Here is an 11,578-nt window from a genome sequence, read left to right as displayed (position 1 = left end):
GTCCTGTACCGCGCGCACGGTCACTGCCGATGCATGCTCCATGCATCCCACAGTTCGCAGTAGCGGCCGCCGCGTGCGATCAATTGCTCGTGAGTACCCTGCTCCGCAATCTTTCCGTTCTCCATCAACAGAATTCGGTCCGCATCTCGGGTCTGCCCCAAGCGGTGTGCGACGACGAGGGCGCTGCGTCCGTCGAGCGCCGCGCGAGCGGCACGCTCGAGCAGCGATGCGCCGGCGCTGCCGGCATCGGCCGTGGCCTCGTCGAGAATCACCATCGGCGGGTCTGCAAGCACCAGTCGTGCCAAGGCGAGTTGCTGGGCCTGCATGGGCGTGAGCTGATGGCCGGCATCCCCGACGACGGTGTCGAGTCCGTCGGGAAGCAGATCGAACCAGTCACCGGCGAGCACGGTCCGCAACGCCGCCTCCATGGCGGCGTCGTCGACCCCCGGATCGGCCAGGGCCAGATCGTCACGCAACGATCCGGCGAAGACATGCACCTCCTGTGTGACCAGAGTGATCCGCTGCGCGCGCTCGGTTTCCGGTACATCCACGATGTCGACGCCGCCGAACCGGATGGCGCCCGAATCGGGGGTCCGGACGCCGGCGAGCAGTGCCGCCAGCGTCGACTTACCCGCGCCCGACGATCCCACGACGGCGACGATTTCGCCGGGTGCGACATCGAGGTCGATGCCGCGGATGACGTCTCGTCCGGGCGCGTAGCCGAACGTCACGTTCCGAACTGCGAGCGCGCCCCGCGACGGCAGACCGGGCGTCCGAGATTCGGCAGTCCGATCGTCACCGCTCTCTCCTTCGCTCTCCTCTGCGGCACGGACCTCGATCACACCGACGATCCGTGCGAGCGATGCGAGCGCCGACTGCAACTCGTCGATGACGAGGAGGAGGTCGTCGATCGGCGCAAACAACCTGAGGAACAGCAGCATTGCCGTCGTCGTCGCCCCCACCGTCAGTGCATCGGAACCCACCAGGAGGTATCCGGCGACGAGCAGGCCTGCCATGACGATGAACTGGCCGGAATTGAGCCGTCCGTAGAACCTGTTCTGCACGATGCGTGCACGCATCGACCAGCGCACGACTTCCCACGAGTGGGATCCGATGCGGTCTGCCAGTCGCGGCGACAGGTCGTACGCGTGCACAGTGCGGAGCCCCCGCACCCCGCCCAGAACCTGCTGTGCTCGAAGCCCCATCGCCGCCCGCTCGGCCGCGTAGATCGCCGGCGCCTTGCGCAGGTACCAGCGGACCGCGAACACATAGATCGGCAGGGCCACCACGAGCACCGCGAGGAATCGCCAGTCCAGCGCGGTCAGTCCCACGGCGGTGAGCAGCACCGTGAACAACGAGGTCGACAGCGCCGGCACAACCGTACTGATCGCTCGGGACACTTCTTCGACGTCGTCCGTGGCCCGCGATACGAGATCGCCGCTACCCGCCGCCTCGACACGTTCGAGAGGCAACGAGAGGCTCGTCGTGAACATCCGCTCACGCAGTCGCGCCAGAATCGTCTCGAAGAGCCTGGAAGACAGAATGACTCCCAGTGCCGTGAATCCGGCGAAAACAAGTGCCGCGCCGATCATGGCCACGCCCAGCAGCCAGATCCGGCCCGTACCGTTTCCGTCGATGACGGCGTCGACCATGCGGCCGAGAGCCCACGGCGGAACGAGGCCGAGCGCGGCTCCGACGACCATGGTCGCCACGACCGTGATCAGGCGGGTGCCCTGTCCGTGCAGTGCGCGACGGACCTCGTGCCACACGGATCTCGCGTCGGCGATCGGAAATTTCGCTGATTCGGAAATCGACTGGGTGGTCATCGCGAAGGCTCCATCAGCGTCGAATCGTTATCGGTGCTCATCTCCCCGGAGGCGGCGTCGATACGCCACACGCTCGATGCTGCCGCCAACAACGCCGGCGACGAGGTGAACACGATAGTGGTCTTTCCGGCCCGCGCAGCCGCGATGCGCCCGGCGACGGTCGCTTCCGTCACCGAGTCGACGGCCGTCGTCGGGTCGAGCAGGACCAGGATGTCCGGGTTCGCGGCGAGTGCCCGTGCCAGCGACACGCGCTGCCGCTGCCCGCCGGACAGCAGCCGACCGGCCTCTCCGACATCGGTGGCCAGTCCGTCGGGAAGTGTAGCCAGCACATCGTCGCAGGCTGCTGCGAAGACAGCGCGGGTCACGGCGTCGTCGGTGACACCGTCGGTTGCGGCGATGTTCTCCCCGATCGTTCCCTCGAACAGGTCGCTCTCGTGCGGGGCGACGAGCAGGGTTCGGGGGCGCGAGACATGGGGTATATCGCGGGCATCCACTCCACCGACGGTGATTGCGCCGACGTCCGGATTCACCCGCCCGGCAAGCATGTCGGCGAACGCAGAGGTGGTGGCCGCATCGGTTTCGACAGCGACGAAATCCCCTTCGGGGATGCGGCGATCGACATCGGCCGCGGTACCGCACGCAACACCGTCGAATCGCAGTTCGAAGCCGTTCCGGGGAGGCGCGTCGGCGGCGTCTTCGTTCGAGTACGGGGCCTGCAGCACCGTGAGGACGCGTTCCGCAGAGGCCAACGCCTGGGCCCAGATGGCGCCGAAGTTCGCCGCGAATGCTTGCAGGGGTCCCATCACGAACTGGGTCACTGCGACAACGGTGATGAGCTGGCCGATGGTGAGCTCACCGCCGACCGCCATCAATCCGGCAGCGATCGCGACTCCGGCGATGAACAGTCCGGAGACGATCTCCATCGACCCCAGGTATCCCGCACGCGCGACATTGGCCTTGAGCGTGCCCTGCAGCGCGCGTTCGCTGGCATCCAGGTACCGGCGTCCCGCCTCGTGTTCCGCGCCCAGTCCCTTGACGATCCTGAAGCCACCCACGAGGTCCGCTGCAGTTCCTGCCGCCTCCCCTGCCACCTGCTGTTCCTGCATGCTTCGTCTGCGCAGCGGCGAACCTGCACGGTCCATGACCCACAGCATCAGCGGCGCCGCCACCAGGATCGCCAGTCCGAGCGGCCACGAGATGAAGAGCAGAATCAACGCCGAGAAGACCACGGCAGCGAATTCGCCCAGGGGATACACGACGATCGCGACGGCCATGGCGAGCTGACGTGCGTCGGATGTCGCAATGCTCAACAGCATTCCGGGCTGGCGTCGCGGACCACCCAATCCCCGCGCATCGAGGATCCGATCGGTGATCCTCGTTCGCACCTGGTGCTGAATCGACTGCATCCCGAGAAATCCGATGCGGGATCCGAACCGGAAGGTGAACGACACGAGGGCGAAATCGACGGCGAGCACGGCGACCCACAGCACCAGCTGACCCGCGTCGTTCGGGCTGATCGCACGGTCGATGGCCACGCCCATGATGACCGGAACCAGCGCCCCGCAGAGCTGGTGGATGATCAGCAGAAGACCACCGGGAACCGTGTACTTCTTCGCAGCGAACATCGTTCGCAGCGTCAGCTCTCGCGGAGTCGTGGATTCCGTGACTTCTATGTGCTTGGTGCGCAGCGGTGTCGCAGGCGCTTCGAAGAAAACTGGCAGTCGCATGTACTCGGCTCTCCTGGCCCATGGCGGAGCTACCGATGTCGCGGCGGCTCCGAGCGGTCGGTACGTCAGTGGGTCAGCACGGTGCCGAGCACTGGGTCAGCACGGTGCCGAGCACTGCGGATGACCCGTCCCCGGCGTTCGTTCGCGCGCGGAAGTGGGCTCCTAGCAGGTGGAGTGCAGATCCACGGGCGTCCTCGTACGCGAATCCGTCAATGGCACAACATGAGCCAGAAACTCGACACAGAACCTGGACACGCTCCGTAGACACAATCCGCCCCTCACCCGGTATCAGTAATGGGAGCCTAACCTACCTAGGGTCTATCAGTACAGGCCTAGGCCGGGGCATGGCGCGTCGCGCCGCCGCCGGAAACGGATGATGCCCTCCGGATGGGCGCCCTGACGGGCGTACATCCGGAGGGCATCGTGCACCTCGTCGGCATTCTACCGAGACTGCGTCACCTGCAGGTCTGCCGCAGGAACCCTCTCACGCGCGAAGGGCGCCGGAAATGTCGAGCACCCACGCGAACTCGAATGCCACCTCGCGCCACTTCTCGTACCGGCCCGACACACCGCCGTGGCCGGCACTCATCTCGGTCTTGAGCAGCAACGCCGAATCGCCCGTCTTCGTCGCGCGCAGCTTCGCGACCCACTTGGCGGGTTCGACGTACAGCACACGGGTGTCGTTGATGCTCGTGATGGCGAGGATCGCCGGATAGTCCTTCGCCTCGACGTTCTCGTAGGGGCTGTACGAGCGCATGTACTCGTACACCTCCGGGTTCGCGAGGGGATTACCCCACTCGTCCCACTCGATCACCGTCAGCGGCAGCGACGGGTCGAGGATCGAGGTGAGGGGGTCGACGAACGGCACGTTGGCGAGGACGCCCGTGAACAGCTCCGGTGCCATGTTCACGACCGCGCCCATGAGCAGTCCGCCCGCGCTGCCACCGTCGGCAACGAGCCGACCGGGGCTCGTCACGCCGGTGTCGACGAGGTGCCGCGCGCACGCGACGAAGTCGGTGAAGGTGTTCTTCTTCGTGAGCGACTTGCCGTTCTCGTACCAGTGCCGGCCCATCTCGCCACCACCGCGCACATGCGCGACCGCGAACACCATGCCGCGGTCGAGCAACGACAGTCGCGCGACCGAGAAACCCGGGTCGATGCTGGCCTCGTACGAGCCGTACCCGTACAGCAGGGTCGGGGCGTTCGCAGGTGTGCCCTTCTTCGCGACTATCGAGACCGGGATCTTCGTGCCGTCGTCGGCCGTCGCCCACTCACGTCGCTGCTCGTAGCGCGACGGATCGAAGTCGCCGAGCACAGGCTGCGACTTGCGCAGCAGCAGCTCGCCGGTGCCCACGACGTACTCGTAGACGCGGGTCGGGGTGATGAACGAGGTGAACCCGAGTCGCAGCACGGGCTGCTTCCACTCGGGATTGCCGCCCGGTCCGACGGCGAACAGTTCTTCGTCGAATTCGAGTTCGTGGAGGTCGCCGTATCCGTCGTCGGTGAGCGGCCACACCGCGAGCCGGGTGAGCGCTTCGCGGCGGTAGCTCAGTACGAGGTGGCCTTCGAACGCCTCGACATCTTCGAGGCGGACGTCCTTGCGGTGTTCGATCAGGGTGCGCAGCGCCGACGGATCATCGACGGGAGCTTCCGCGAGGACGAAGTTCTCCGCCTTCTCGCCGGTGTCCGGGTCGACATCGTTGTGCAACACCAGGAACCGGTCCTGGCCTCCGACCACGGCGTGCTCGGCGCCGTATTCGACACCTTCACGCCGCGGCAGCAGAACACGGAACTCACCTGTGGGATTGTCGGAGTCGAGAACCCATCCCTCGGTGGTGATCTTCGATCCCACCCAGATCATCAGGTACTTCTCGCTGCGCGTGGCACCGATCGACACCCAGTACCGCTCGTCGGGCTCGTGGAAGACCTTCACATCGTCGTCGACGGCGGTCCCGAGCCGGTGCCGCCACACGGTGTCGGGGCGCCAGGATTCGTCGACCGTCTGATAGAAGATGTGGCTGTGGTCGAGCGCCCACGTGGCACCGGGTGCGGTGCCGGGGATCTCGTCGGCGAGGAGTTCACCGGTGGTGAGGTCCTTGAACTTCAGCGTGTACCGTTCGTCGCCCACCACGTCGGTCGAGTACGCGAGCAGCGTGCCGTCGTGGCTGAGTGAGAACGCGCCGACGGAGAAGAAGTCGTGCCCCTCGGACTCCACGTTGCCGTCGAGCAGTACCTGCTCGCCGGGCAGTTCGGTGCCCGCCGTGATCTCCGGCGGAGTCCAGTCGTCCGGGTCGGTGATCGGGCACCGGCACTGGATTCCGTACTGCTTACCCTCGACCGTGCGGGCGTAGTACCACCACTCGCCCATGCGGGTGGGGACCGACATATCGGTCTCCTGCGTCCGCGACTTGATCTCCTCGAAGATCGCCTCCCGCACCGGTGCCAGATGCGCAGTCTGTGCTTCGGTGTACGCATTCTCGGCTTCGAGGTACGCGATCACCTCCGGGTTGTCCTTGTCGCGCAGCCACTCGTAGTCGTCGACGAACGTGTGGCCGTGATGGATGCGCTCTCGGGGAACCTTCGTGGCAACGGGCGGGGTCGGGGAGGTCATCGTGGTCAGCCGATCCAATCGTCGAAGGACAGTCCGGAAATGCGCTCGTAAGCTTCGATGTAGCGCGCACGAGTCTTGTCGACGATGTGCTGCGGCAACGCCGGAGGCTGGGTGTCGGTTGCACGGTCCCATCCGGATTCGGCGCTGGTCAACCAGTTGCGGACGATCTGCTTGTCGAAGCTCGGCTGTACCTTGCCTTCTTCGTACTCGGCCAGATCCCAGTAGCGCGACGAATCGGGGGTGAGCACCTCGTCGGCCAGCACGAGATTGCCGGCCTTGTCGAGACCGAATTCGAACTTGGTATCGGCGAGCATGATGCCGCGCTCGTACGCGTAGATCGAGGCGCGGTCGTAGATGTCGAGGGTGTCCTGACGCAGCTGCATCGCTAGGTTCAGCCCGATCTTCTCTGCGACCTGCTCGAAGCTGACGTTCTCGTCGTGATCACCGAGTGCGGCCTTCGTCGCGGGCGTGAAGATCGGCTCGGGAAGCCTGGATGCCTCCACCAGCCCCTCCGGCAGTTGCACGCCGCACACCGAGCCGGTGGCCTGGTAGTCGGCGAGACCGGAGCCGGTGAGGTAGCCGCGGGCCACACATTCCACCGGCACCATCTCGAGGCGCTTGACGATCAGCGCGCGTCCGAGGACCTCGGCGGGAATCCGCTCGTCGTCGGGTTCACCGGCGAGGTGGTTGTTCGCGTCGAGAAGGTCGAAGAAGAACACGCTCATCGCGGTGAGAACCCGCCCCTTGTCGGGGATCGGGGTCTCCAGGACGTGGTCGTAGGCCGAGATCCGGTCGCTGGCCACGAGCAGCAGGTGCCCGTCGTCGACGATGTAGAGGTCGCGGACCTTGCCGCCTGCCAGGTGTGAGTAGGACTCGAGTGAAGGACGCACGGTGACACCCTAGTGGTCCACACCGACGCGTACCGCACGCCGTGGCGGATATCCCATCGACCACAATCGACGGAAGAGGCCACGAAGATCGCTCCCCCGGACGACGACGCGGCAGAACCAATGGGAGGTGTGAGGGCCGTGTCGGACCGCGTGGACGTCGGCTTCCGGTCGGAGCGAGGACCGATCCTGATCGCCCTGATGCTCGCGACCGCGCTGGTGGCGCTCGAAAGTACGATCCTGGCAACCGCGATACCGACAATCGTCGGTGACCTCGGCGGATTCACCCAGTTCCCCTGGCTGTTCTCGAGCTATCTACTCACTCAGGCCGTCCTCGTGCCCGTGTACGGAAAGCTGTCCGACATATTCGGGCGCACGCCGGTCCTGCTGTTCGGTATCGGCATGTTCGCGGCGGGTTCGGTGCTGTGCGCGATGGCGTGGAGCATGCCGGCACTGATCGCCTTCCGCGCCTTGCAGGGGATCGGGGCGGGCGCGGTGCTGCCGATGGCCCAGACCATCGCGGGCGACATCTACACGGTCGCGGAGCGCGCGAAGGCGCAGGGTTACCTGGCCAGTGTGTGGGGGATGTCGTCGATCGTGGGCCCCACAATCGGTGGTGTGTTCTCGGACTTCCTGTCGTGGCGGTGGATCTTCTGGTTGACTACTCCCCGCCCTGAAAGACGGGGATTCTCGGACTCACATCCGGGAGTTCCTGTTTCACCGGCGAGTGCGGACGGGAAGACCCGTACCGTCTGACATCGCCTCCACAGGCGTTTCGTGTCTCCACCGGCCCGGCGGCGACAAGGATGTTCTTCGCGGCATTGACGTCCCGGTCATGCCGGGTACCGCAGTCGGGACACGACCAGCGGCGTGTCCCGAGGGACAGCACAGCGAGCAGATGCCCGCACACGCTGCACGTCTTCGAGCTGGGAAACCAGCGGTCGATCACCACGAACCGGCGACCGGCCCGCTCCGCCTTGTACTCGAGCATCGACCGGAACTCACCCCACCCGCATTCGCTGATCGACTTCGCCAACCGGCGGTTGCGGACCATGTTGCGCGGGGCGAGGTCTTCGACGGCGATGGTGTCGAACCGCGCCACGAGATCCGTGCTGGTCTTGTGGAGGAAGTCACGGCGGGCATCGCGGACACGGGAGTGCTTGCGTGCCACCCTCGAACGTTGTCTGGCGCGGTTGTTCGATCCCTTCTGCATCCGCGCCAGGCGCCTCTGGTGGCGGCGCGGGGTCGGTCGTGTCGACGGCGAACGTCACGAACCACCGGCCGTCCGCCTCGCGGGAGACGATCACCATTGTCGGGTCGAGCGTGGCAAGGTCGATGTCCGGCCAGGACCACGCCACCTTCATCGGCGCGGTGGTCTTCGCCAGCCACAACCCGTCCGGTTTGATGCGGAACGCCGAGCGGGTGTAGTGCGCGGACTGGCGAGAATGCCGGTTCTTGAACCGTGGGTACTTGGCGACGCCCTTGAAGAACGACTGGAACGCGGCGTGCTGGTGGCGCAGCGTCTGCTGAAGCGGCACCGAGGACACCTCGCCGAGGAACGCAAGCTCCTCGGTTTTCTTCCACTCGGACAGTGCGGCGTCGGTGTCCTTGTACGAGGTCGATTTCTGCTCGGTGGTGTACCGGCGTTGCCGGTCGGCGAGGGTCTTGTTCCACACCACGCGCACGCAGCCGAACGTGCGGCGCAGCAGCGTCGCCTGTTCGGGGTCCGGGTAGGCCCGGGCCTTGTACGCGGTCCTCATCTCCTCATGACAACAGAAGGGTCCGACATGTCGAACGCCATTCCTGCCTGCCGTGAGCGGCGGGGCATCCTGGCGAGGTCCCGGTGAACGTGCTCCTCTGCGCAATTGCGGCGTGGGTGCTCGTGCGCAATTTCCACGAGTCGAAGCCGAACGGCCCGCGACGGTCCATCGACTGGGCCGGCGCCTCCGCACTCGCCGTGGGTGCAGCGCTGGTGATCCTCGGGCTGCTCGAAGGCGGACAGGCGTGGGCATGGACGTCGACGACGAGCATTGCAATCTTCACGGCCGGTGCGGTGCTGTTCGTGCTGTTCGTCGTGATCGAGACCCGGGTGCCCGAGCCGATCCTGCCGATCTGGGTGCTGACCCGCAGGGTCCTGATCACCACCAGCGCGGTGTCGTGCCTGGTCGGTGCGGTGGTGTTGGGCCTGACGTCGTACGTGCCGTCGTTCGTGCAGGGCTCGCTGGGCACGACCGCGCTGGTCGCTGGATTCACGTTGGCGGCGATGACGCTCGGCTGGCCGGTAGCCGCATCCCAGTCGGGGCGCTTGTACCTGCGCCTCGGGTTCCGCACCACCGGCCTCATCGGTGCGGTCCCGCTCCTGACCGGCACGGCCCTCCTGACGCAGACCGGACCGGATTCGACGCCGTGGCAGGTCGCGGGGTGCTGTGTCGTCATCGGCCTGGGCATGGGCCTGATCGCGAGTCCGTCGCTCATCGCCGCCCAGTCCAGCGTGGAATGGTCGGAACGTGGAGTCGTGACCGGAGCGAACGCATTCGCTCGTTCGATCGGCAGTGCTGTGGGCGTGGCCGTGTTCGGCGCACTCGCGAACGCCGCACTGACTCGCTCCGGTGTGGTCGACGGGGCCACCCCGGACGCCGGACAACTCGCGTCGTCCGTCTCCCCTGTGTTCACAGCCGTTCTGGTGTGCGCGCTCGTGCTCTCGGCCTGCGTCGCCCTGATACCGAACAGGCCGGGCCAGGAACGCCGACGCAGCTGAAAGCTGACCCGGCCGAATCGGATCAGGTTCCCCTGGCGTGCTGGGGACGATGACGAATCAGGACGAGCACGACCCGCGGCGACAGGTGCGCCGAACCCCATTCGAGACAACTCCGCGACCGTGTCGTGATCGTAACGGAACCGCTTGTTTCGTTCTGCCGCACGATGGGGCACCATCTCTCCGGTGAGGACCAGACGCGGCGACAACAGATCCACCGACGACATCACGTACATCCCCCTCGGCTCGTCCGGCCAGGCGTCGAACGAACTGCGGAATGCCACGGCGATGCAGGACACGACCGACTACGAATCACTGCGCGCGGCAATGGACGCGGAGTATTACTGGCGCGGCGTCAAGGAGACGTTCCAGATCGCGGACGAGTCGTTCACCTCGGTTTCGAGGGAGACACGCGATCGCCTCGACATCTCCGCGGCCGTGATGGCGCGCGCATCCCACTGGGTCAGCACAATCGAACTGGCCACCGAAGGAGCGCACCTGTACGGAGCTCTCGTGGCCTACACACAGGGTGTCGGCGACAGCTACTCGGCTATCGAGTCGTGGGCACGCACCACCAAGAACGCTCTGCGCCCCTGATACGCGAACATTCGTTCGGGCACGCACACGGCCCCCGGGCGCGGGGGCCGTTCGGGCGTGCGGTGCCGCAGGTTCACACCCGCTACGAGGCAGTATTACTGCGACTGGTTGGCGGGCAGCTTCTCTAGCGCTGCGTCGATGGAATCGAGTGCGAGAAGCGCTGTTTCGTAGGTTGCCGCATTGGCATGCTCGACGGCGACGAGGTTACCGGCCTTGACTGCGGGCAGTTCCTGCCACAGCGGTGAATCGAACAGTTCCTGCAGTTCCGGGGTGACCGAGCCATCCGCTTCGACGCCGTAGACGATCACATCGACGTCTCCGAGGTTCTCCGGCAGCTGCTCGAACGAGAGATACTCCCCATGCGAGTCCTCGGGGTCGACCGGCTCTCCGGGGAATGTGAAGCCGAGGTCGCCGAGCAGGTTCGTGGTGTAGGACGACCCGTATTCGCGCATGTACTCGCCGGGGTTCGTTCCACACTCGCTGCATACGCCGGCGAATGTCAGGGCGCCGAGCGTGTCGGCATACTTGTCGGCGAGTTCCGCAGCGCGCGCGTCGTACTCCTCCTTGAAACCGCCGTAGGTGTCACTGACGTTCGCCGCATCGGCGTACTGCTCGCCGAGTTCGCGCCATTCGCTCGGAATGGTGGGGCCGAGGAACACCACGGGTGCAAGCGATTCCAGCGTGGCCATGTCGAGCTGCTCCTGGACCATCGCGGGAACACCCATGATGATGAGGTCGGGCTCTGCCATGGTGATTGCCTCGTAGTTGAGGTCGGCGACCGACATGTCGGGAGCGACCTTCGGCAGCTCCTCGTATGCGGCGAGCGTCTCCTCGTCCATGTTCTCGGTCTCGCGCGTCCACTCGCACACTGCAGCGAGGTTGGCGTCCGCCTGGATCAGCGGGAGCACCGCGTAGCCGCAGGCGACGATACGCTGCGGGTCGGCCGGGATCTCGATGGAACCGTTCTGCGCCTCGAACGTCCGTGTCTCCGAGGAGGCAGCGGTGTCAGCACCCCCATCGGCATTGTCGCTGTCACCGTCGCTCGAGCATCCCACCAGTCCGACAGTCAACAAGGCCGCCGCGCCGAGCACTGCGGCGCTGCGCGCCCGGCTCCGTTCCAGAACCCGCATCGTGTTTCTCCTACATGTTCTTACACACCGTGGCGCGTTGCCCCG

The 11,578-nt window shown here is 65.9% G+C and carries 6 protein-coding genes and 3 pseudogenes; 3 read left to right on the top strand and 6 right to left on the bottom strand.

The features are described from left to right. Positions 1–20: 20 nt before the first annotated feature. The 4 genes from EV641_RS24690 to EV641_RS24675 all read right to left on the bottom strand — a co-directional run bounded on the left by EV641_RS24690 (position 21) and on the right by EV641_RS24675 (position 7,054). The gene (locus EV641_RS24690; RefSeq protein WP_132475364.1) at positions 21–1,826 is read right to left on the bottom strand and encodes an ABC transporter ATP-binding protein; all 1,806 of its coding nucleotides are present in this window, start codon (positions 1,824–1,826) and stop codon (positions 21–23) included. After that, positions 1,823–3,553, bottom strand: coding sequence for an ABC transporter ATP-binding protein (locus EV641_RS24685; RefSeq protein WP_132475361.1), 1,731 nt, complete (start codon positions 3,551–3,553; stop codon positions 1,823–1,825). Before EV641_RS24685 ends, EV641_RS24690 begins: the two co-directional genes overlap by 4 nt. Positions 3,554–4,037: 484 nt before the next feature. Then, positions 4,038–6,164, bottom strand: coding sequence for a S9 family peptidase (locus EV641_RS24680; protein WP_132475358.1), 2,127 nt, complete (start codon positions 6,162–6,164; stop codon positions 4,038–4,040). A 5-nt stretch (positions 6,165–6,169) separates the two neighbouring features. After that, a complete protein-coding gene (locus EV641_RS24675; RefSeq protein WP_054714436.1) occupies positions 6,170–7,054 on the bottom strand; it encodes a phosphoribosylaminoimidazolesuccinocarboxamide synthase in 885 nt (294 codons plus the stop codon). A gap of 120 nt (positions 7,055–7,174) precedes the next feature. On the opposite strand from EV641_RS24675, the pseudogene EV641_RS24670 reads away from it, so the two are divergent. Beyond that, positions 7,175–7,711: pseudogene (locus tag EV641_RS24670) on the top strand (MFS transporter); the annotation flags it as partial. A 1-nt stretch (position 7,712) separates the two neighbouring features. On the opposite strand, the pseudogene EV641_RS24665 reads toward EV641_RS24670, so the two are convergent. Next, a pseudogene (locus EV641_RS24665) lies at positions 7,713–8,811 on the bottom strand (RNA-guided endonuclease TnpB family protein). 83 nt (positions 8,812–8,894) lie between these two features. Between EV641_RS24665 and EV641_RS24660 the strand changes: the two are divergent. Together EV641_RS24660 and EV641_RS24655 are read left to right on the top strand one after the other, a co-directional pair. Beyond that, positions 8,895–9,809 (top strand): annotated as a pseudogene (locus EV641_RS24660) (MFS transporter); the annotation flags it as partial. Positions 9,810–9,992: 183 nt separating this feature from the next. Next, positions 9,993–10,403 (top strand): hypothetical protein, encoded by a 411-nt coding sequence (locus tag EV641_RS24655; protein WP_054714447.1) that lies wholly within the window; start codon positions 9,993–9,995, stop codon positions 10,401–10,403. Positions 10,404–10,498: 95 nt separating this feature from the next. Here the strand turns inward: EV641_RS24655 and EV641_RS24650 are convergent, their stop codons facing one another. Beyond that, on the bottom strand, positions 10,499–11,533 hold the full coding sequence (locus tag EV641_RS24650) for an ABC transporter substrate-binding protein (protein ID WP_132475352.1): 1,035 nt from the start codon (positions 11,531–11,533) through the stop codon (positions 10,499–10,501). Positions 11,534–11,578: the final 45 nt, after the last annotated feature.

The organism is Rhodococcus sp. SMB37, from assembly GCF_004345605.1.
Classification (GTDB): Bacteria; Actinomycetota; Actinomycetes; order Mycobacteriales; family Mycobacteriaceae; genus Rhodococcus.
Note: the sequence above shows the minus strand (reverse complement) of the source record. Positions and strands in the feature narration are given on the sequence as shown.

Bases quoted from the DNA above. Each gene is read 5' to 3' on its own strand.
- EV641_RS24690 (WP_132475364.1), bottom strand. From the start codon at position 1,826: ATGACCACCCAGTCGATTTCCGAATCAGCGAAATTTCCGATCGCCGAC.
- EV641_RS24685 (WP_132475361.1), bottom strand. From the start codon at position 3,553: ATGCGACTGCCAGTTTTCTTCGAAGCGCCTGCGACACCGCTGCGCACC.
- EV641_RS24680 (WP_132475358.1), bottom strand. From the start codon at position 6,164: ATGACCTCCCCGACCCCGCCCGTTGCCACGAAGGTTCCCCGAGAGCGC.
- EV641_RS24650 (WP_132475352.1), bottom strand. From the start codon at position 11,533: ATGCGGGTTCTGGAACGGAGCCGGGCGCGCAGCGCCGCAGTGCTCGGC.